Source organism: Bacillus sp. FSL K6-6038 (assembly GCF_038050455.1).
Taxonomy (GTDB): Bacteria; Bacillota; Bacilli; order Bacillales; family Bacillaceae_G; genus Bacillus_A; species Bacillus_A pseudomycoides.
Genome location: NZ_JBBOUH010000001.1, coordinates 1,779,306 through 1,803,194, shown reverse-complemented (window position 1 = coordinate 1,803,194; position 23,889 = coordinate 1,779,306). Strand labels below are relative to the sequence as shown.

Genomic DNA, 23,889 nt, shown 5'->3' with positions numbered 1-23,889 from the left:
ATTTTCATTGTAGGTGGTGAAAGTAAAATCTAAGTAAAATCTAGGGAAAATTAGTTTAAAATATAAAACTAGTAAACATAATTTCTAAAGCTCAATTTATACATACTCATAAAAAAAGATTCCGAAACAGATTATATGTAAATCCGTTTCAGAATCTTTTCTGGAACGAGGCAGCGAAATCGAATTTTGCTAGCCCCATCTTCTATCTTTTAAGTAAAAAACATGATTCCGTCTCTTTTATCTTTTCTCAAACACAATCAAACATGTACTATTCGGCAATGCTATTTGTTCACCATGTTCATCATACAATGTAACCTTTTGCGATAAATGTTCTATATAACCTTCTAGAAGGTACTGCTTGGCCTCAATTACTTTTACATTCTCTGAACCTACAACACTCTCTACAAAATCAATATATTCTTGAAGTGTGAATACACCAAATTGTTCTTGCACCTCATGTGGATACGCTTCTTCTCCCCACGTATACGTATATAAAAATTCCATTGCATCATTAACTGGCATTCTTACTCGATCCACATCTAATATATTCACCTTAATTTGTCGCCCCTGAAAATCACGTTGATAATTTTTTAAGAAAGGCATAGCGGTTTCATCATGAAAATGTAATTCACACCATTCTTTACTTTCTGTCTTTACTCCATCACGAATAATCCAACGTCCTCCAGGAGTCAATACTCGAAATACACTTCTCACTAGACGTTCCATTGTCGCAACATTAAATTTCTTACCATCTGTTTCTCCGTAAGAAAAAATCTCATGATTTACTGAACCACAATGAACTGTAGAAATACTTTCCGGATGGAATGTATCTGCAAGATGTAAAGCATCGCCTAGTGTAACTTCCCAGTTGTAGCCTTTTTCGTATTTATCACTTGTTAACTTCTCAATTACATTTCGTGATAAATCTATTCCAATAACCGATTTATTCGGATAAACCTCTTTAAATTTATTCATCATTACGCCCCCACCGGGACCAATTTCTACTATTGTATCTCCTACTACATATGGAAGAACCACAACTTTATCATCTACACTTCCATTCATATGCGAAAGATATTCTTCCTCATTTTCCAATCGATCAAACACATCCCGGCGTAAGCCAAATATTTCACATAACATCATGACAGCTTGTTCATAATGAGCATTATTTTCTTTTTTACAGGCTAAACAAAATTCGATGAGTGTTTTTCCAACCTCACTTGTTCCAAAACCAATTGTTAATACGTTTTCAGTTTCCTTTAATTCAGGATACATTTCTGATTGAGGAATTCGACTCATATTTAGCAATTCTACTATTGATACACTTCGCAATACTTTTTCAATTGCTCGTTTCGTATAAATATTTAAGTATTTATCTCCCTCTCTCTCATAATACAATGCGTCCATAAGAGGCTGGAAACTGATATGATCTATATTCTTCTGAGTAATATGTTGGTAGGCTAATGCAAATACTTTCACGAATTCTTCAAAACTAAAATGAGTTAATGCTGCTTCTACATACCAAAGGTCATAATCAAATAAAACTGTAAACATTTCTTCTAACCTATCATTCATAATTGAATCATACTCTTGAACAAAATATGTATCGTTAGGTGAAGCATTCGTACGTAACCGCCGAATTCGCTGCTTTACACTATATTCAATCAGTTCTCCACAAAGTATTTGTTCAATACGTTCATATACCTCTTCCTTCACTCTTATCCATAACTTATCAGATACCCCGGTAATAATACATTCATTTAAAACACGAAGCACTTCACGCAGTTCATCTTTTTGAATCACACCTCGCTGCCATAATCTTACCAGTTCGTCATGAGAAGTCATGGATACTTCTCCTCGTAATACTTGCCCTATTAATCCATGTGTACGAATGAGTGTAAACGTTACATCATCATATGGAAAATAGCGTCTATAAATATAAGCTGAATCTTCGTTATGTGCTAAAAACGATACCCCTAAATCCTTCCACTTCTTGCGCTGCGTTACAGAACCACACTTCGATACTTCACTCCAGCATAATACAGTTTCTACACGAGCACGAATACCGTATGAAGCATTCATTTTTTCTAAATGCCTTAGCGTCCGTTCCACATACTCTAATATACTTCGGTAATTCCTTTCTACACTCACCACTCCATATTCTTCCAATAAAAATCCTAACCATATATTCGCTTCTTTCGTATACATGTTTCCATTTCGTACTTCTTCTATTGCATGTAAACTATGTAACATACTTTTCTCCCCCTTTTGGTTATCCAATAAACATTCTGTCAGAGACATATATAAATTAAATGCGTAACCTGTATCCTAATAGCCGAACTACTACATACATGTTATTTCAAATTCCAGTCTATCACACAATTAGTTGTTATTTTTTTGATAATGTACAGCATTCCAATTTACGAAACATAAAAAACATCCAAAAATATCATGTGTCTCTTTTTTCTGCTTTATATACTACAGAAAAAGATATCTCTTGATATTTCGGATGTTTTTTGAAGAGTTTCATACCTCAAAACTAATGAAAAGATAGAGCTAATTTAAATCATGTTTGGTAAACTTATGAATCAACAGTCCCCGTTCAAAAAATAATTCGATGCATTCTTTATTAAAACAAGTGAATGTTTTCCTTCTTACACGCTTCACGCATTTCATCAGGCCATACAGAAGTTTGAACCTCACCAATATGCGCTTTACGTAAGAAGTACATGCACATTCTTGATTGTCCAATGCCACCACCAATTGTAAGCGGGAGCACATCTTCTAAAATTCCTTTATGGAAATCGTAATCACGTTTGAAATCTTCGCCTTTCTTCGTTAACTGTTCATCAAGTGATTTACTATCAACGCGAATTCCCATTGATGATAATTCAAATGAAGATTGCAGTACTGGATGCCAGAATAAAATATCTCCGTTTAATTTCCAATCGTCATAGTCAGATGCGCGTCCATCATGCTTTTCACCAGAGCGAAGTGCATCGCCAATTCCGATAATAAAAACTGCACCGTGCTCTTTCGCAATCGCGTGCTCACGATCTTTCGGCGTTAACTCTGGATATTTATCTTCTAATTCTTGAGATGTGATAAATACGATATCTTCCGGTAAATACTTCCCAAGGAACGGATATTTTTCAAACAAATGATCTTCTAAATCTTTGAATATTCCATAAATTGCACGTACTGTTTCTTGTAAGTAATCCACTGTACGCCATTCTTTTTGAACAATTTTTTCCCAATCCCATTGGTCAACGTAAATGGAATGCGTTGCATCAAGTTCCTCATCACGGCGAATCGCGTTCATGTTTGTATATAAACCTTCACCAGCTTCGTAACCATATTCATGTAGTGCAAATCGTTTCCATTTCGCTAGTGAATGAACAATTTCTAATTCTTCTCCTGAGTGAAGCATATCAAATTCAATTGGACGTTCTACACCGTTTAGGTGATCGTTTAAACCTGATTTTTTCGTTACGAATAATGGTGCAGATACGCGGAATAGTCCAAGACGTTTTGCTAATTGATCCTCAAAAAATGTTTTAACTTCCTTAATTGCGATTTGTGTCTCTCTTACTGTCATTAATGATTGATACATGTTGGTTTCCTCCTAAAATGTTTGGATGTAGTGGAAAGAAGCCAACAAAAAAAGCCCTTCTTTCCCAAAAACTGGGACGAAAGGCTTTGGTTCCGCGGTACCACCCAAATTAGCAACAGAGGTTGCTCACTTATTCAGTACGGAGATTAGAGAAATCTCGATACTGTTCTTCTTGTAACGGCGAAGTTTCCGGCTAAGTCTACTTTCCTCTAAAGGATTTCGGTTAGCGACTCCAGGAGGTTCTTCATAACAGGCTTCGTATCAGGCTCACACCACCCCTGACTCGCTTTGACTACATCCTACTACTACTCGTCCTTTCATAGTCGTTTTGTTGTCACATCTCTGAAACATTTTATTAATGATTATTCTATACAAAAAAACAAGAAAGTCAACAAAAAGTTTGAAAATATTTTTCAATTCTTTATTTTACGGCTTTATTGATTGTTGTAAATAAAACATCTTTATAAAGTAAAACTTTAATTAGCGGTGGGGGCTTCATCCCCCACCTATCTCCTTTGCTTTTGCTGAATTTTGAGGTGTGAATCTTACCGTTCACGAATAGCGGGATAAAATTTATCGCTTCTTTTGTGGCTTCAATCCAAAAAATAATTTACTCAACGTAACCATCATGTATATGACAAGTAGTGTAATTGTCCGAAAAACAGAATCCATTGTATTTCTCATAAATTTCATTTTCTTTATAATTTTTATCATATGTAATAACATTCTACAATTCGAATAAATCTATACAAATTTCGATAATGATTTCATAATGCATCAAATTACTTCCCATTTTATGATATACTAGAGCATTCAGTTGTTTGTTCTGATCAGCAACTGTTAGGAACAAACATAGTCATGGATCGAGATTATATTTCAAAGACATTGACTACTATCAAAGTAGATTTTCTATAATAATAACGGAGTGATTATATGAGTAAAACGAAAGCTAAAGCTAAAAAGGGGACAGGTCAAGGAACAGGAAGTAAAGGCTGGAACCGCTGGCAATCTAGCGCTAAGAAAAAGAAAAATGCGAAACCTTATAAAAGTAAAGGTACAAAAAATAGTTAACAAAAATATATGATCCACTTACTTTGCTCGAAAAAGAATGTAATTATTACGTTCATAATGAAAAAAGCTATTCTTTGGCATTTACGAAAGAATAGCTTTTATTTCCTTAAAACCCTCTAATATTTACGATGTTAAATCATAAGAATCTCTCTAATTTCTTCCTCCGTAATCGAAGATAGCTTCTCCTGACCTGGCTCAATCACTTCTGCAATTAAATTCTTCTTGCTCTCTTGCAACTCATTCATTTTTTCTTCAATCGTGCCATGCGCTACTAATTTGATCACTTGTACAGTATTCTTTTGTCCCATTCGATAAGCACGGTCTGCCGCTTGCTGTTCGACTGCAGGGTTCCACCATAAATCGTACAATATAACGGTATCCGCTCCTGTTAAATTGAGACCAGTACCACCGGCCCTTAAAGAAATAAGGAACAAATCCCCCTCTCCTTCGTTAAACCGATTGCATAACTCTACACGTTCAAACGCCGGAGTATTCCCATCTAAATAAAAATACGGGACAGCTTGACGGTTTAACTCCCGTCCAATAATGGAAAGCATCTTCGTGAATTGTGAAAATATAAGAATTCTCTTCCCTGTACTTCTGCACTCCTCCACAATTTCTAGAAGCTGTTCAAATTTAGCTGAACTCCCCCTATAGTCATCGACAAACAAACCTGGGTGACAACAAATCTGCCGAAGTCTCGTCAAACCAGCCAAAATTCTAATTTTGTTTTTACGCAATGTATCTTTGTTTAAATGCTTTAATGTTTCTTCTCTCAACTTTGCTAAATAAGCTGCATAAAGCTTTTTTTGATCTGGTAATAGTTCAGATGATTGTAAGTGCTCTATTTTCTCTGGTAATTCTTGCAAGACTTCTTCTTTTAAACGACGTAACACGAACGGCTTCACCCGTTTTGCAATGTTTTCACGCCTTAAGTCTCCAAACTCTTTTCTTCCTGGAAGCAATTCCGGGAATACTACATAGAAAATAGACCAAAGTTCCTCTAATGAATTCTCTACAGGAGTTCCAGTCAGTGCAAAACGATACTCTGCTTGAATCGCTTTCACTGCTTTTGCAGTTTGCGTCGTATGATTTTTAAATGCTTGTGCTTCATCAAGAAATAACGTATGGAATGGCTGTGCATATAACTTTACATCTCTTCGTAACAAAGGATACGATGCAATAATAACGTCAAACTTTGTAGCATCTTTTAAAATATTTCGGCGTTCTGTTTGATTTCCATCCACAATAATAGCTCGAATATCTGGAGCAAATTTCTTTAATTCACTTAGCCAGTTATAAACTAAAGAAGATGGCGATACGACTAATACAGGTAGCTTCTTCTCTCGAATTTCAGGCAAAATAGAAGCGATAAAAGTAATGCTTTGCAGCGTTTTACCAAGTCCCATATCATCTGCTAATATGCCACCAAAACGATAATATGCGAGTGTCTTCATCCATTCAAATCCATATTTTTGATATTCTCTAAGGACTGTAGCTAAGCTATCTGGTACAGTAAACTTTAGATTTTTAGGGCTTTGAATGTTTTCTACCAACTCTTGAACAGATTGATCTACACTCAAAACATTTCCTTCTTGAAGTGAACTCATCCATTTTACACTGCGCACGAGCGGTACATTCACTTCTTCTCCTTTTAGAATTTCTTTGCGAATACCCGATTCCTTTATAAACTGGTTAATCTCATTAAACTCCTCGCTCTCTAGGGATAGCAAGGAACCGTTCGCTAATCGATAATATTTACGTTTCTCCTCAAGTGCTGCTAATACACCTTTAATCTCAGCTTCCGGAATTCCTTTTATATCAAAACTGAATGATAACCAATCAATTCGCTCTTTCCGCCTTACCCTTATGAGAGGTGCACTGTTTCCTCTATGAATGCGCAACTTAATAGCTGTAGTCGCATAAATCTCTAGTAAATCTTTCAATTTCGGAGCAACGTGATATAAGAAATTATATTCCGCTTCCTCATTATGCATAAAATAACCACCTTCTGTTTTCGCGAAGGCACTCTCATTCATAATTTCTAAAATTTCTTGTTCTTTTTTCTCCTCCCGATTGAAAACTGAAGGTTGTCCATCCTCTTCTAACGGATTGATAACAACATTTCCATATTGGAATTCTAGTCCTGCCAGTAACCGATCCTTGACTCGATCTAAAAACAATTTGGCTTTGAGAGGTGTTTTTTCAATGCGTTCCGATACAACCTCATCAATCCGAACGTTACCAAGCTTCATTAAACCTGGTACTACTTTCGCTACGAAATGTTCCATTTTCTCAATTGAAATATGAAATTGATTACTTCTAGAACGATTCATCATTCTCTTTAATTCAATAAGCCGATTACAATCCTCCACGTTTAAACGATATAGCTTCCCTCCAAAAAGAGCATAACTATATGTATCCATTACTTGAACTTGTTGTAACCCACTAATCTCAAGTATATATCCCCCATTTACACCTTTATTGAACTCAAAATTTATAGGTAATAATCCTTTTGAGACATGTACACCATGAAATGATTTTCCATCATGCTCAACCGTTACAAATGAAGTAGCGGAAAGCAGTGAAAGCATATAATCCCAGGACGCAGGTGGAATTAAAATCATACTTTCATCTTGTTCAGCGTTTATTTGCAACGATTCTACATACATTTTTTCATTTCGGTAAATTTGAATCAGTTGTTGAATAACAGCATCCGTTTCTGGCTGAAAACTATAAGCATCTGACGTGTAAGTAAAATTATTTGAACATATGAAAGGCTCTCTTTGTTCCACTCTATTAAGAAACTCTCTAAGCTTATATACAGTGTATAACTTCTCTAACTTTACCTGAATACCAAACAGCGCCCCCCCGTTTTTAGAAGATACTGGAATACAAAAGAATTCCACATCAAGTATTTTTCGTGTATCAAATCCGTGTTGCTTACTTTTAGGTCGCAGTGGCTTTTCATCAAATAAATCCAACATACCACTCGCTAGTTGAGCATCTTTAGAGTTCATGGGATCTTTTTTTGAATTAACTTCTAACGATTGTCCACTTCGTTGAAAATTATTTATATATAGTAATGCAGCTGCAATATGTTGACAATATGTATGAAAAGAAGCAAGTGAAGGACAACTGCATTCCCCAACAATATCACCATTATGAGCGGTTTCTATCTTGACATAGAAATCTCCGTTCCCCTTCACTGTTGCCTCGCAAATATTTCTCTGAGTATCGTAATTAGTAATATCAACCTTGTCTGTCTTATAATAGGCCTCACCCTTTTTATATGAGGTTTCTCCACATAATCGTTTAATTATTGTTTTATTTAATGTAAAGCTCATTATTTTGACCCTTCCCTAAAAATAAAAAATTTATCTTTCTTAACGTTATATAAAAAAAACATTAGAATACAAACATTTCTAATGTTTTTTATCTACTCTTATACAACATTTTACATGTATACACAGTAATATCAAACAGCAATTACTTAAAACAGTCCGTTTAAACTTCAATTATTATAGGAAGAATCATTGGTTTTCTTTTTGTATGTGAGTATACAAACTGTCCAAGTACTTCTTTTATTTCTTTTTTAAGAACATTCCATTGACTAACATTTTCTTTTTGTAAATTGTTAATGGTTGTTACAACCAATTGGTTAATCCTCTGCAAAAAGTCTTCCGAATCACGAACATATACAAATCCACGAGAAATCATATCCGGACCAGAAATAATTTTCCCTTCTGTTTTACTAAGTATGATAACTATAACAAGCATACCATCTTCAGAAAGCTGTTTACGATCGCGTAAGATTGCGTTTCCAACATCTCCAATACCCAATCCATCTACGTATATATTTCCTGCAGGTATTCGTCTGGATTTCCAAGCGACTTGATTCTTTATATCAACAACATCACCATTACTAATAACATAAATATCCTCTTTCTTAACACCAACGGACTCTGCTAATAGACTATGATGATGTAACATTCTAAATTCACCATGAATAGGAATGAAATATTTAGGTTTCATTAAAGTAAGCATTAATTTTAATTCTTCTTGATAGGCATGTCCAGAAACATGCATTCCCGTTGAACTGCCCGACCCATAAATAACCTTGGCTCCCAATAAAAATAAATTATCTATAATACGTGAAACATTACGTTCATTTCCTGGGATAGGAGTTGCGGCTAAAATGACAGTATCTTCAGATAGGATATCTACCTGTCGATAGTTTCCACTGGCTAAACGGGATAAAGCAGCCATAGGTTCACCTTGACTTCCAGTACAAAGAATAGCTACCCTTTCTGGGTCCATTTGATTGATCTCATTTGCTTCTATTAACATTCCCTCAGGAATATTCAAATAACCTTGTTCTAAAGCAACAGACACTACATTAACCATACTCTTCCCAAGCAAAGCAAGCTTTCTATTCGTTTTTATAGCCGCATCTACCACTTGCTGTACGCGATTAACATTAGAAGCAAATGTAGAAACAATGACTTTTCTACGAGCTTTGATGAACGCTTCTTCAATACGCTCACCTACAGATCGTTCTGATGGAGTAAATCCAGGGCGTTCTGCATTCGTACTTTCAGAGAGCAGAGCTAAAACGCCACCACTTCCGATTTTAGCCATTTTATGAATATCTGGGTATTGATTATTTACAGGAGTCAAATCAAATTTGAAGTCGCCTGTATGTACTACAGTACCTTCTGGTGTATAAAAAGCAATACCAAGGCAGTCAGGAATACTGTGATTCGTTTTAAAAAACGTCAAGCTTATTGAACCAAATTCAATAACCGATTCAGAATCAATAACAAATAATTGCGTTAAATTTTGAAGCCCATGTTCTTTTAATTTAATTCCAATTAAACCGATTGTTAATTTTGTTGCATAAATTGGTACATTCAATTGTTTTAATAGATACGGGATACCGCCAATATGATCTTCGTGTCCATGTGTAACAACTAAACCGCGAATTTTATCCTTATTTTCTTGCAAGTATGTAGTATCCGGGATAATCAGATCAATTCCTAATAAACTTTCATCTGGAAACTTAGAACCGCAATCAATTACCACAATATCATTTGAATATTGTATGGCATACATATTTTTCCCTATTTCATTTACTCCACCTAAAGCAAAAATGGATAGTGCATTTTCTACTGTGCTCAAAGTTAATCCCCCTTTGGGAAAACATTCAAATATATTCGAAGAAATATGGAATTCTTTTTTATGATTAACCCATCTAACTAAAGATTATTCTGATTTATAGCCGAATAAATATTTTTTCATATTTACATGAAGATGAAGATTTACGTCCGTCATCTAACATACATCATCGTGATAAATATGCTATGGAGTTTTCAGATGAATATGTGGATCACTCTAAAATACAAAAAGTGCATTCACCTGGAAAAGTGGAAGATACGAATGATAAAATAAATAATAGAAAAGGTGGCTTTTGCCATTTCAAAAAAGACATACTCTAATTATATTTTTAAAAGGATAGCTAAGGCATAATTATTTTCTTCCTTGGCTATCCTTCTCTTATATGAGATCCCCAACCCCTTTAATTGCTTCATATCCAAAATACATTCCAAACCCAACTAAAACAATTCCCGCAAAAATAGAAATCCATTTCATCATACGGTTATTTACAAATCTTCTTCCAAAATGAATAGAAGTCGCCATAAATAAATCCCAAATCATAATCCCAACAAATATTGTAATGCTGTACAATAACGCTTGTTCTTTGCCTACTGCACTAATCGCACTTGTTAAGACAGCTCCGTAAATGCCAATCCAAAATATAATATTAAGTGGATTAGAAATTGCAATTAAAAATCCTGAAGCAAATGATTTCATTGGGTGTTCTCTTTCTCCATTCCCTTTACTCTCCACCTGCTTAGAAGCATCTTTTATACTTTCATATCCAAGATATAGTAGCGTAAAAAAGCCAAATATCCAAATAATTAACTTCGCACCAGGTGTTGTTAAATAGACAGAAACACCAAAACAAATTTATATTCAATTACACCCTTTTATTACTATTAAATGGATAATATTCAAAATTTTAATCATAGAAAAAAGGACGCTCATTTGTAAGCATCCTCTTTTCTATTCTACCTCCATCAACCTTTTCGCCTCAAAATACAACACTTGAATAAACTTCTTCGTATTAATTCTCGTATGCCCGGAAGTTGCTAGTTCTTCCTTCGTCATTTCTGTCATACGTTTACGAACAATGGTAAAATCAAAAAATTTCGGAGCGTAGCTTTCAAATTTAGGGTTTGAAAAATCAGTTAAACCAAGAGAGGCCAAATGATTTAATGACTGATAAATCGCTCGGCGCACCCTTTGTTCTGAAGCTTTTCTTTCTTTATCAATTTCCGTTTCTGAGGCTGCACCACCTAATTTTTTGACCGTAATATAGTGAAAAATATCTTTCAATGCTGGAAAACCATATTCAAATGTTTTTTCCTTTTCTTGTCCCAATAAATATTCCAACATACTAAGTAAATCTTTACTTCCATTCTCTCCAGCAATACCAAGTTCTGATAATAAATAGCGACCTGAGTCCATTATCTTCTTCTCTTCTAGCAACGGTTCATTTCGCACCTGCGGTTGTTCCCATTGAAAGACGTTATTCAGTGATTTTTGAATATCTTGTATAGATCGCTCCAGACGAATACGATCCATCACTTTTCGGACAACAGATACAACCTCAATTTTATTTAATGGTTTCGTAATATAATATTCAACACCTAGAGAATACGCTTCTCCAATTAATTGTTTCGACTCAACTTGAGAAATCATAATTATTTTTCCTGTAAACGACGGTGCAATATGACGTACTGTTTCAATGCCATCGCGAATTGGCATTAATAAATCAATAAATAAAATATCTACCTTTTTAAAATTCAACTGATCTACTTCAACAAAAGCACCATCTTCCGCTTCTCCCACTACTTCTCCAAGATCACCATCTTCAATAATTTGTGATAGCATAGAGCGGAATACTTCATCATCATCTACGATATAATAAAACACTCTATTCCCCCTCTCGCGTTAAACTAGACTCTGGTAAACGGACAATAAACTTGCATCCTCTGCCGCTCTCCCTGCATTGCAGATTCACTTCTCCCCCAAGTTCTGTAACCATCTCTTTTATATAAGAAAGACCAATTCCTGTAGATGGTGTACCTGTTTGATCATACTTCGACGTAAAACCTGGTTTAAATACGAGTTTTTTATATTTTGGTGAAATACCGGGACCATCATCTATTACTTCAAACATTATATTTCTTTCTTGTTTATATGTCTTTATTATAATTGTACCAGTGTTCTCAATTGCTTCAACAGCATTTGCAACTAAATTATTTAATATCGACAATACAGTATAAACATGATATTCCTCATGCTCACCTTCTATGTTTTTAGAAAATGTTATCTCTTTCCCTAATAGCTGGGTGTACTTCTCATTTATCCTGACAATCATTTCTGTCAACTCATGACCTTCTATGTATTCAGAAAGATTTTTATCTAATAAAAGCTTTGATAACCCCGCAAAAATTCTTTGATTGTCTTTTTTTATTTCGTGTACTTCCCCAGCAATTTTTAATACTTTTTTACTATGTATTTCTATGCCACCTGCATCATTACTAGCTTGTAAATTTCGATATAATTGATATGCTTCTTGTGTAATTAATTCTGCATTTTGAAGTGTCTTTTTTAAATGAACAGATTCCACATATAAGTTAGAAAGATGCATTAACATTTTTTCATTTTCTTTCCGGACTTGTGCTTCCTTTAATTTCGTTTCATATAGACTCATCATATTTAAGAAACCAAGGGCAAAGAAGCTTCGAAAAACAGCGATAATAATCAATTTATTTATTTCAGAAATCGTAATTGTTGTACCAAGCACTAAAACATGATAAAAAGTAAGTTCTGACATACTTGCTATAATCTCAATTGTAATCCCAAGGCACCCTATTATAAATGGTTTCTGATGAAATTTATTCACTCTACATAATGAAAAAAGACTTCCATACACAAAATAATAAAAGAACACTGGATAACGCAAATAAAAAGAATCAGTTATATGAAAAGACCCTTGTAGCATCCAATCAAGACAAATCCGAACTCCTACCACCGATAACCCGACGAGTACACCGGCTACTGCCGCTGGTATTTTACGTAAAAATAACAATAAAAAGAAAAAGATTGGCGTCCCAAAACTTACACGAAAGGTATCATTAAACGGATGAAAATTTAATTCTCCGGCAATTGGAACAATTAATATTAAAATAATTAAAAGGGACATATCTTTCTTCCACAATTGATTCCAATTCAAAGATGCCACTTCCTATTTATGAAATATATTTTTCAAAAATTGAACAAGGAAAGCCCGCTTATAATATAAACGGGCTTTATTTCTATATTGTTACCTGTTTAGCTGCTTTTACTTGGCGATATTCAGGTTGCCACATTGCCTCTTTAACAGCTTTTCTGATATCGTTATCACTGAATTCCTCACGAGTAACCCCTTCAGCAACTGCTGCTTTAGCTACTTCAATTGCTACTATCTCTGAGATGTTACGTAGTTCTTCTACCTCCGGAAGAATAGGTGCTCCTGGTTGACTTGTATCTACCATGCTTGCCACTGCTTCTGCTGCTGCTGCAAACATACCATCTGTCATTACACTCGCACGAACAACAATTGTTCCAAGACCAAGACCTGGGAAGATAAGCGCATTATTTGATTGTCCGATTACATACGTAACACCATCATATGTAACTGGCTCAAATGGGCTTCCAGTTGCCACAAGTGCCCGTCCTTCTGTCCAATGTATTAAATCCACCGGTTTTGCTTCTGCAAGCGGTGTTGGATTCGACATTGGTAAAATAATTGGTCGTTCTACATGAGAAGCCATTTCTTTTACAATTTCTTCTGTAAATGCACCAGCTACTGTTGATGTACCAATTAAAATTGTTGGTTGTACATGTTTCACAACTTCTGCAAGCCCAACCGTTTCACTTTGCTTCCATTCGTTGACTTCAGATTCCATACGTGTATATGGGAGTTGGAAATCAAGAAGACCTTCCATATTATCTGTAAGTAAACCATTACGGTCAATACACCAGAAGCGCTCGTTTGCTTCTTTCTCTGATAGCCCAGCACGAACCATCGCATCTCGCACTTGATCAGCGATTCCAATTCCAGCTGTACCAGCTCCAAAGACAACAACTCGGTGTTCACAAAGTGGGACACCTGAAGTTTTCACTGCTGATAATACAGCTGCAAGTGAAACTGCACCAGTTCCTTGAATATCATCATTAAATGTACATACATGATCACGATATTTGTCTAAAATTTTACGTGCATTGCGTGAGCTAAAGTCTTCCCAGTGCAACAATGCTTTTGGAAACTTGTTACATACAGCTTTTACAAATGTATCGATAAATGTATCATAGGCCTCGCCAGTTATACGAGGATGACGGTTTCCAATATAAAACGGATTACTTAAAAGATCCTCACGGTTCGTACCAACATCTAAAATAACAGGTAATACACGACTAGGATCGATTCCAACTGCTGCTGTATAAACTGCTAACTTCCCAATAGCAATATTAATACCACCAACACCCCAGTCACCAATTCCTAATATTCCTTCACCATCTGTTACAACAACTAAATCAATATTTTCAGCTGTTGCACCAACGTTAGAAAACGCTTCTTCTATGCCAGAAGGATCATTTATAGATAAATACACTCCACGTGGTTTACGATACTCATGACTATATCTTTGAATGGCTACACCAACAGTTGGCGTGTACACAATTGGAAGCATCTCACGTAAATGATCTGTAAGTAAACGATAAAATAACACTTCATTACGATCATGGAGTGCTGTTAAATATACGTTTTTTAATAAATCGTCTGGCTGTGAACAAAACTGTTCATACGCACGGCGTGCTTGTTCATCCAATGTTAATACCGCAGGTGGTAATAACCCTTTTAGCCCTAGTTCTTCTCTTTCTTCTTCTGTAAAAGCAACCCCTTTATTTAAAAGTGGTGTAGCTAATACTTCTACTCCTCTTAATGTCGTTTCTAATACACCATTAGAGGTAACTGTAAATTTACTCATACCATCCCTACCTTTATTTATATATGCCATTTCTATATTGTAAACAAAAAAGAGGGGAATGTCCCCTCCTCTTTTAATTTTTCTTTAAAAGAGTTGCTCCCGCAATCCCCGGATGTGTCATTTCATATGGATCTAAAATTAAATCTAACTCTTCTTGTGACAGCACACCATTTTTTAAGCAAAGCTCCCTAACAGATTGCCCTGTCGCAATTGCTTCTTTAGCAACGCGAGCCGCTGCTTCATAACCAATATGTGGATTCACTGCCGTAATAATTCCTACACTTTTCTCAACATATTCTTTCAAGTGTCCTTCATTTGCTTCAATTCCTTTTAGACAATTATCTGTAAAGGCACGGAAACCGTTATTCATAATACTAATCGATTGAAGTAAGTTGAAAACAAGTACTGGTTCCATAACGTTTAGCTCTAATTGACCCGCCTCTGACGCAAGACAAATCGTATGATCATTACCGATTACTTGGAACGCGATTTGATTAATCACTTCTGGCATAACAGGGTTTACTTTCCCTGGCATAATAGATGAACCTGGTTGACGAGCTGGAAGCATAATTTCTGCAAGTCCAACACGTGGACCAGATGCCATTAAGCGTAAATCATTCGCGATTTTGGACATATTCATCATACATACTTTCAGTGCAGCTGATACTTCCGTATATGCATCTGTATTTTGCGTTGCATCTACTAAATCTTCCGCTCCAACAAGAGGTAGTTCACTAATTGAAGCTAAATGTTTTACCACCGCTTCAATATACTCAGGATCCGCATTTAATCCTGTACCAACTGCTGTTGCTCCCATATTTACTTCATATAAATGTTGACGGGATTGCTGAATTCGTTTCATATCACGTCCAATTACACGAGCATATGCTTTAAATTCTTGTCCAAGACGAATTGGTACAGCATCTTGTAAATGTGTGCGCCCCATTTTAATCACATGGTCAAATTGTTCTGCTTTTAATTCGAATACATCATGCATATAGCCCATTGTTTGTAGTAACACTTCTAGTGCATTTAATGTCGCAATGTGAATTGCTGTTGGAAATGCATCATTTGTTGATTGTGCCATATTCACGTGGCTATTTGGACTAATATAATGATAGTCTCCCTTTTCCATCTCTAATAATTCAAGGGCACGATTGGCAATGACTTCATTCGCATTCATATTCATAGAAGTTCCTGCTCCGCCCTGAATTGGATCGACGATGAAATGATCATGCCATTTCCCTTCAAGAATCTCTTGTGCTGCTTCGGCAATTGCGCCACCTTTTTTCAGTTCCAATCTTCCTACATCAGTGTTCGCCAGTGCGGCTGCTTTTTTTACAATTGCCAAAGCTTTAATTAAACCTTCATGGATTTTATACCCTGTAATTGGAAAGTTTTCTACAGCACGCATCGTTTGAACTCCATAATAAGCATGCGTTGGCACTTCTTTTTCACCTAAAAAATCTTTTTCAATTCGTACATTTTTTGTAGTTTCAGTTAATGTTGCCATTATTACTCACTCCTCATCTATTTCTTATGCTGCTTCTGTTTGTTTGACTGTTTCTACATATTGTTTCGCTTTCTCATGATCAAATTCGCCTTCCCACTTCGACATCACGATGGCCGCTAATGCATTCCCTAATACATTGACAGATGAGCGAATCATATCTAAAATGCGGTCGATACCAGCAATTAACGCGATACCTTCTAACGGTAATCCCATTGAACCTAATGTTGCTAATACAACAACAAATGAAGCACCTGGAACTCCTGCCATTCCTTTTGACGTCAGCATGAGAACAAATAACAATGTAATCTGCTGCGTTAATGGCATGTGCACTCCATACATTTGAGCGACGAACAATGCTGCTAATGCTTGGTAAATAGCCGAACCAGTTAAATTAAATGTATACCCTGTTGGAATAACGAAAGAAGCAACTGCCTTCGGACAACCGAACTCTTCCATTTTTCTCATTATATTAGGTAAAACAGCTTCTGAACTTGCTGTTGTAAACGAAAGAATAAGTTCTTCTTTTAAAACTTTCATTAATGTAAAAATGTTTATCCCTACCATTCGTGCATTAATACCTAATACAACAATAACAAATAGTATAACAGTTACATACACAGCTAGCACTAATTTTCCTAAAGGAAGTAGTGTTGCCACACCAAATTTTGCAACCGTAACAGCAATCAGTGCAAATACACCAAATGGCGCAAACTTCATAACCTGATTTGTAACCCAAAACATCGCTTCGAGCACACCTTCAAAGAAATTAAACACCGGTTTTCCTTTTTCCCCAATTGCTGCAACTCCTAAACCAAATAACACAGAGAAGAAAATAATCGGTAATAAGTCTCCTTGTGCAATTGATTCAAATACGTTCTTTGGTACGATGTGAACAATCGTTTCTGCAAAACCTTTTTTCTCTGTTGCATCAGCCGTCTGTTTATATGATGAAATATCACTTTGCTGTAAGTTATTCATATCAACACCCGTTCCTGGATGGAACACGTTTGCTGCGATTAATCCCATTAAGATCGCGATTGTTGTGATAATTTCAAAATAGAGAATTGTCTTACCACCTAATTTTCCGAGCTTTTTCATATCCCCTACACCAGCTACTGCAACAATCAGCGCTGAAATAACGATCGGTACTACAATCATTTTAATTAAATGGATAAATATATCCCCAATTGGTGTGATATAAGAAATTGCTGTTTTATTGCCATAAAAGATTGCCCCTACTACAATCCCTAAAACAAGTGCAACAAAAATCTGTGTTGCTAATCCGAATTTTTTCATATATTTTCATCCCTTCATGCGAACGCTTTCAATTTGTATTTACAAAAGCTTACTCACATAATATAGGTGAACCTACAAAATCAGACAAAAAACTACAGATTCGTCACAAAAAATTCGAATTTTTTTCTTTAAATATTCATTGACACCCTTTGAAGATAAAAAAATGAAAATAACATTGATAAAACACCAAATTATTTTATATAATCTAAAAAGTAAGTTTATTTGAACGTAAATGAGATGAAAAGGAGTTGATATTATGAAGAATCATACAAAAGATCTCATTATAGCTCTTCCTTTTTCTATTTCATTTTCTCGTAAAGGAGCAAAGGCATTCGCCTCTGCTCCTTTTTTATTGCCATATGTATAGGAGGGAAAATCCATGAAACCATACAAACGTGTTCTAATTAAATTAAGTGGTGGTGCTTTAGCTGATCAAGATGGAAATAGTTTCGGTTCCAAACGTTTAGAACATATCGCAACGGAGATTTTATCAATCGTCGATTTAGGTATTGAAGTTTCTCTTGTCGTTGGTGGAGGAAACATTTTCAGAGGAAACTTAGCTGAAGAATGGGGGATTGATCGCGTTGAAGCAGACAATATAGGGACATTAGGTACAATTATTAATAGTCTCATGCTGCGCGGTGTATTAACAAGTAAGACAGATAAAGAAGTACGCGTTATGACATCTATCCCCTTTACAGCCGTGGCAGAACCCTACATCCGTTTACGGGCTGTTCATCATTTAGATAAAGGATATATCGTTATCTTTGGCGGCGGGAATGGGCAACCGTTCGTTACGACAGATTACCCGAGTGTCCAGCGAGCAATCGAAATGAATAGCGATGCCATTTTAGTTGCAAAACAAGGTGTAGACGGTGTTTTTACAAGTGACCCAAAACGAAATAAATCAGCAAAAATGTATCGTCATTTAAATTATAATGATGTCGTTCGAAACAATATAAAAGTGATGGATCAATCAGCCTTATTACTTGCTCGCGACTACCATTTACCAGCTCATATCTTTAATTTTGATGAACCTGGAGTTATGAAAAAAATATGCTTAGGTGAGCATATTGGCACATTAATTAATCATGAGTTAACGGAACTCGTAGAAGAAAAGTGACTTTTTCTAGAGTAAAAAAACTGCAACTTTGACTTTAAAAATAGGTGCGGTATTTTCCGCACCTTACTCTTTCTAAAAAAGTAGTATCATAACAATATAAAAAAACTGTGCCCCAATTATACACAATTCATGAAACGCCCTTCCAATAACTGTTATCAGTATCACTGTTACAATCACAAACTCTTAAATAAAGCCTTCGGTGCTTCAATATCATTATTAATTAAAACTACCTCTGCACATTCCTTCGGTCCATGCTCTTCTATATACATATGACAAGCAGCGTGATACCTTTGTAAAAACATTCTCTCTGCCTTTTCTTTATTCCAAAAGTTTTTTGCTTCTCGACTCGAACCACGTTCTCTCGCAATTTCAAAATCCGTTTCTACGAATATTTTATAATCAAATAAATGTTGCAACTCCTTTTTTAATAAAAAAGTACCATCAATTATAAATACCATGTCTTTTGAAGCAAGTATGGGATCTGGTTCAATATACATATCCGTTTCTAAATCATGTGATCTCATATCATATCGCATATCACCACCAGGCCCTAACGGAATCAATAACCGCTCAGCAAATGCCTTATAATCATGAGCATCTTCATAATATCCTTTAGCCGATTCCTTACCTTGTGAATATCTAACTATTCTTGGATTATGGAAATTATCTATACTTGTTCGAACAGCTTTTCCTCCCTGCAAATGAATTTCTTTCTGTAACTCATTTGCAAATGTTGTTTTCCCAGAAGCTGTTATACCACTAACACCGACTCTTAAGGGATGATCTAATTTAACCATGAACATACGCTCTACAATCTCACGAATAATAGTTTGACGATTCAATTCCATCCTCCTCAACCATCTTTGTTTATCCTTCAAAAGATATTTTGATGAAAAAATACGTTTCGAGTATGAAATTTCATACAATTTATTCTCGCTTTTTAATTGTTATATGGTTTGAACAATTAAAATAACACTCTGAATGGTATTACTTTCAACACATTCACAATAGATGTTTTAAAAAACAATAACCAGAATATTAGGATATTTATGTTAAAATAAGTATATTGAGATGATGAAGATACGTATTCAAGAAAAAGTAATTCATTTTATATTCTAAATCATTTCACAAAAATTGCAGGAGGAGAAATTAATGAATTTACATATTACGAAAGAATTAAATGGAACTGATAAAAACAACGTTAACAATCGGCTTTATGAATATAATTTAAAGTATTTCCCAGTGGATTTAAGAGGTAGATACCAAGAGATTAATTTATTTCTTAAGGATGAAAACAGCAAGGTTCGCGGAGGAATATTAGGTGAAATTTGCTGGAATTGGTTAGAGATTCATACTTTTATAATTGATGAAGACATACGCAAACTAGGTTATGGGACTAAACTTTTATTAGAAATCGAACAAATAGCTTTAGAAAAGAATTGTGATTTCATAAAAGTGGATACTTTAAGCTTTCAAGCATTAGACTTTTATAAAAAGCACGGTTATCAAGAATTTGGTGTCCTTGATAATGTCGGCAGAGACTATAAACATTACTATTTAAAAAAAGACTTATAGATCATTTAATTTTTGAAAACTTGGATTGAAAACACTACAATGAAAATTAAAATGCTCAGAGAATAAACTCTAAGCATTTTAATTTTCATTTATATGATTCCTATAAATAATAATTAACCAACCATGCTATTTTTTCTTTACACTTCTCTAAAAATGATAAATTTGCAAAGAATGATGAAGTTATCTCCTTTGAATCTTGAAAATCTTGTGTTAACGCTTGATTTATTTGTTGAATCATCGGGCCACCATATACATAAAAATCCATCTCATCATTAATATGAAAACTACGCGAAGTGAAATTTGTTGTACCAATCACAGTTATTTCGTTGTCGAGTATCATTGCTTTCCCATGAAACATCCCCTTTTTATATCCATATACAGTGATTCCATTTTCAATTGACTGACGAATATATGGGTACGCTGCTTCTTTAATAAGCGGAACGTCCGGTTTGTAAGACCAAAGTATTTTTACCGATACTCCCCGCTTTCGTGCCTGAATTAAAGCATTCATAAGTTCTTTATCTGTCGGTATAAAATAGGGCGTGGCAATCACGATAGAACGCTTTGCTTCTTTTATTAATTCCATATACTTCGTAACAACTTTATGTCCATTATAACTAGACATAGTGTGTAACGTCTTTCCTTTAATAGTAGATTGAGCTGTTCTTGCAATTTCTTCTGAAGTATCCCGTTTCCAATCTAACGCAAACTGCTCCTCTAAATCCGTTACCCCTTCTCCCTGCAATCGCACATGATAATCTCGCCAATATCCAAAGCGCTTATCTTTCCCTAAGTATTCATTACCTATATTAAAACCACCACTATACCCTATTTTCCCATCTATCGTTGTAATACGGCGATGATTACGATGATGGAGCGAATAAAAAAAGAATGGGAACTCCGGTTTCCTGCTGTATGTAAAATGGACACCACTTGCCTGCAATTCATTTTTATATTTTCTTTCAAAAGATAAATCATTAATCCAATCAACCGATAAGTATACTTGTACCCCTTCTTCTGCTTTTTCCTTTAACAAATTTAAGAAAGTATGGCTACTTTTATCATTCGAAATGATATAGAAATACGTGAAGATAGAATCTTTCGCTTCTTTTATATCGGAAAAAAGCTGATGATATAGCGTTTTTCCCTCTACATATAATTGAAAATCACTATAACGAGGAGCATACTCTTTCCGTTGATTTTTATCAGCTTCCACTTTCCTTCCTAGCGTTACATCAATATGCATCCAAACAACTAGAAAAATCACTGCACTAATGATAATAGAAATAATACATAATATCTTTTTTGCCATGTCAGTCCCCTTTAGCTTAGACTCACTTTCATTATATAGTGTTCAACAAAATCTAATTTTAATGCTCAATAAAAAGGAGGACGCTATGAAAAACAATACAAGAAAAAAACCTATCGTTTTTGTCCCAGGACTATTTGGCTCTATGAGCAATATAATTATTCCCAGCACAGGTGATTGGAATTTCGGAATCTCTGCGTTTGTATATGAGCCTTTCATCATGATGTTAGAAAACATGGGATACGAAAGAAATAAAAATCTTTTTATCTCTTTTTATGATTGGCGACAACGAATTCAGACCGCTGCTCAAAATTATTTATTAAAAACCATTAATTTAGCAAAACACATAACAGGATCCCATAAAGTAAATTTGATTTGTCATAGTATGGGAGGGCTCGTGGCACGATCTTATGTTCAAAGTGAGGAATATCATACAGATGTAGATCAATTAATCCTCCTTTGCACACCAAACGCTGGCTCACCTCCCAATTATAGCTATTGGACAGGAGGCACTCTCCCTGTATGTATGTCCTCTAAAATAAATATCGTTCATTTATATATGGAACAGTATATAAACTACTTAAGCATCTTATATAAGATGAATAAAGTCGAAGCAATTCAAACACACTTTCAAGGGCTAAAAGATATTATTCCTTGTAAATATTACGGAAATTATTTATTTATAAAGACAGGATCTTCTCTTAAATTCCTACCTTATAGTAAAATGCACACCCAAAATCAGTTTCTCGATGAACTAAATCAAAACAGGGGCATTATACAGAAAAGAAATATTCAAACTATACTAATTGCAGGTGATATGGAAGAAACGATTCAATATTTACAAGTGGTTCCCTCACGTTCAAAAGTAAAATGGGCAAATGGTAAAGTTGTAGGCGACATACTCACAAAGTTGGGTGATGGCAATGTCGTTACAAATAGCGTTTTCCTTTTAGAAGGTGACAAATATATTGTGCAAGGTGCTCATAATGAAGTTTTATATAAAAGCATACCAATATTACAAAAGATACTTTAGATTACAAACATACAAAAAGGGATGCAGCACCATACCGCATCCCTTCCTATTACATAAAATTCCTCGCGTCATTATTACGACCAAACTTATAAATCGCAATTAAGAAGAAGGCAATTGCAAAAGCAAACAAAATTAAAATGTTTAAATATAAATCTGCAAATGGCGTCCCTTGTTGTAATTTTCCTATCGTATCTAATAACCAACGTTGAGGGAGAAAATCAGCTATTTTTTGCACGGATGTTGGCATAATTTCAAACGGAAAGAAGCATCCGGCAAGTAAGCACGTTGGTGTTATTATAATATTTTGCATAGCATTTGCAGAAGTTGCATTTTTCGCAAAAGATACAATGGCTAGTGACATACCAATTGCTACTAAAGCAAATATCATCAGTACGCCAATCATGACCATAAATGGCATATTGATATTCGTATGAAAAACGTTCGTCATAAATAACACTGCGACAACAATTTGAACGACTAAAACAATCATATTAACAGCTACGTTAGATAATATAAATTTTTTTCCATCTATCGGTGTTGATAATAATCTAAAATACGTTCTATTCTCTTTTTCCTTTAAAATGAGTTCTGATAAATTCACCGCTGAAAACAACATAAACATAATGAGATAACCGACAGTTTGATTCGTCATATCTTTATTTTTTGAAGTATCTTGAAGCGTCTCAGCTTTTACTTTAATTGAACTTTTTTGATAACCCGCATACATGTTATCAAACGTACTTTGATCATTTTGCGCAACTTTACTAATAGCAACTATATTATCAATATAATTATACAAGTATGATTTTACAAACCCTGTTACTTGATCACCTTTTATCGATGCAACCTCAATATGACTCGGTTTCCCATCTCGAACACTTTGTGAAAAACCTTTATTTAACGTAATTACTCCATCAAGTTTTTTCGAAGTAAGCTTATCTTCTACTTCTGATTCCTTAATCTTACTCACTTTTACATGATTTAATCCCTCTAAAAACTTCACCGTATCATTTGCTATATACTGATTTTCTTTATTTACAACCCCAATGTTTAACGTCCCTTGCCCTACATTTCCATATATCGAAAAAGAAATTAAAGACCCTATTATTGGTAAACCAATAATAATTAGTAATCCTTTTTTATTTTTCAAAAGCACAGATAATGTTTTTTGTATAAGCCATAAAATATCTTTCATA

The 23,889-nt window shown here is 34.9% G+C and carries 16 protein-coding genes, 1 pseudogene and 1 other annotated feature; of the genes and pseudogenes, 4 read left to right on the top strand and 13 right to left on the bottom strand.

The window, feature by feature from the left end; genetic code table 11:
- Positions 1-237: 237 nt before the first annotated feature.
- Both NSQ40_RS09275 and asnA read right to left on the bottom strand, forming a co-directional pair.
- Positions 238-2,253: a class I SAM-dependent methyltransferase gene (locus NSQ40_RS09275; protein WP_003196706.1), complete on the bottom strand. Its 2,016-nt coding sequence runs from the start codon at positions 2,251-2,253 to the stop codon at positions 238-240.
- Positions 2,254-2,629: 376 nt separating this feature from the next.
- Complete coding sequence (asnA, locus tag NSQ40_RS09270) at positions 2,630-3,613, bottom strand: aspartate--ammonia ligase (RefSeq protein WP_003196704.1); 984 nt, start codon at positions 3,611-3,613, stop codon at positions 2,630-2,632.
- Positions 3,614-3,682: 69 nt separating this feature from the next.
- Positions 3,683-3,943: a binding site (T-box leader), on the bottom strand.
- A gap of 603 nt (positions 3,944-4,546) precedes the next feature.
- On the opposite strand from asnA, the gene NSQ40_RS09265 reads away from it, so the two are divergent.
- On the top strand, positions 4,547-4,684 hold the full coding sequence (locus NSQ40_RS09265; protein WP_003196698.1) for a DUF3934 family protein: 138 nt from the start codon (positions 4,547-4,549) through the stop codon (positions 4,682-4,684).
- Positions 4,685-4,815: 131 nt separating this feature from the next.
- Here the strand turns inward: NSQ40_RS09265 and NSQ40_RS09260 are convergent, their stop codons facing one another.
- From NSQ40_RS09260 to NSQ40_RS09220, 8 genes and pseudogenes are all read right to left on the bottom strand, one after another.
- Positions 4,816-8,031, bottom strand: a complete 3,216-nt coding sequence (locus NSQ40_RS09260) for a DEAD/DEAH box helicase (RefSeq protein ID WP_341286098.1) — start codon at positions 8,029-8,031, stop codon at positions 4,816-4,818.
- A 160-nt stretch (positions 8,032-8,191) separates the two neighbouring features.
- Complete coding sequence (locus NSQ40_RS09255) at positions 8,192-9,865, bottom strand: ribonuclease J (RefSeq protein ID WP_097787190.1); 1,674 nt, start codon at positions 9,863-9,865, stop codon at positions 8,192-8,194.
- 375 nt (positions 9,866-10,240) lie between these two features.
- A pseudogene (locus NSQ40_RS09245) lies at positions 10,241-10,714 on the bottom strand (LysE family transporter); the annotation flags it as partial.
- A 96-nt stretch (positions 10,715-10,810) separates the two neighbouring features.
- The gene (locus tag NSQ40_RS09240) at positions 10,811-11,743 is read right to left on the bottom strand and encodes a response regulator (protein ID WP_003196687.1); all 933 of its coding nucleotides are present in this window, start codon (positions 11,741-11,743) and stop codon (positions 10,811-10,813) included.
- A gap of 1 nt (position 11,744) precedes the next feature.
- Positions 11,745-13,058 carry an ATP-binding protein gene (locus tag NSQ40_RS09235; RefSeq protein WP_003196685.1) on the bottom strand — a complete coding sequence of 438 codons (1,314 nt, stop codon included), beginning with the start codon at positions 13,056-13,058 and terminating at the stop codon, positions 11,745-11,747.
- Positions 13,059-13,131: 73 nt separating this feature from the next.
- Positions 13,132-14,865 (bottom strand): oxaloacetate-decarboxylating malate dehydrogenase, encoded by a 1,734-nt coding sequence (gene malS / locus NSQ40_RS09230; protein WP_097787194.1) that lies wholly within the window; start codon positions 14,863-14,865, stop codon positions 13,132-13,134.
- 52 nt (positions 14,866-14,917) lie between these two features.
- A complete protein-coding gene (gene aspA / locus NSQ40_RS09225) occupies positions 14,918-16,357 on the bottom strand; it encodes an aspartate ammonia-lyase (RefSeq protein ID WP_003196682.1) in 1,440 nt (479 codons plus the stop codon).
- Positions 16,358-16,381: 24 nt separating this feature from the next.
- A complete protein-coding gene (locus NSQ40_RS09220) occupies positions 16,382-17,653 on the bottom strand; it encodes a cation:dicarboxylate symporter family transporter (RefSeq protein WP_003196680.1) in 1,272 nt (423 codons plus the stop codon).
- A gap of 379 nt (positions 17,654-18,032) precedes the next feature.
- Between NSQ40_RS09220 and pyrH the strand changes: the two genes are divergently transcribed.
- The gene (pyrH, locus tag NSQ40_RS09215; RefSeq protein ID WP_003196676.1) at positions 18,033-18,776 is read left to right on the top strand and encodes a UMP kinase; all 744 of its coding nucleotides are present in this window, start codon (positions 18,033-18,035) and stop codon (positions 18,774-18,776) included.
- A gap of 173 nt (positions 18,777-18,949) precedes the next feature.
- On the opposite strand, the gene NSQ40_RS09210 is transcribed toward pyrH, so the two are convergent.
- Complete coding sequence (locus NSQ40_RS09210; RefSeq protein WP_033796038.1) at positions 18,950-19,618, bottom strand: uridine kinase; 669 nt, start codon at positions 19,616-19,618, stop codon at positions 18,950-18,952.
- A gap of 310 nt (positions 19,619-19,928) precedes the next feature.
- Between NSQ40_RS09210 and NSQ40_RS09205 the strand changes: the two genes are divergently transcribed.
- Positions 19,929-20,351 (top strand): GNAT family N-acetyltransferase, encoded by a 423-nt coding sequence (locus NSQ40_RS09205; RefSeq protein WP_003196672.1) that lies wholly within the window; start codon positions 19,929-19,931, stop codon positions 20,349-20,351.
- Between the two features lie 100 nt (positions 20,352-20,451).
- On the opposite strand, the gene cls is transcribed toward NSQ40_RS09205, so the two are convergent.
- A complete protein-coding gene (gene cls / locus NSQ40_RS09200; protein ID WP_033797402.1) occupies positions 20,452-21,663 on the bottom strand; it encodes a cardiolipin synthase in 1,212 nt (403 codons plus the stop codon).
- An 85-nt stretch (positions 21,664-21,748) separates the two neighbouring features.
- Here cls and NSQ40_RS09195 point away from each other — a divergent pair, with 85 nt between their 5' ends.
- Positions 21,749-22,693, top strand: coding sequence for a lipase/acyltransferase domain-containing protein (locus NSQ40_RS09195; RefSeq protein WP_033797403.1), 945 nt, complete (start codon positions 21,749-21,751; stop codon positions 22,691-22,693).
- A 49-nt stretch (positions 22,694-22,742) separates the two neighbouring features.
- Here the strand turns inward: NSQ40_RS09195 and NSQ40_RS09190 are convergent, their stop codons facing one another.
- Positions 22,743-23,888, bottom strand: a complete 1,146-nt coding sequence (locus tag NSQ40_RS09190) for an ABC transporter permease (protein ID WP_033797404.1) — start codon at positions 23,886-23,888, stop codon at positions 22,743-22,745.
- Position 23,889 lies beyond the last annotated feature (1 nt).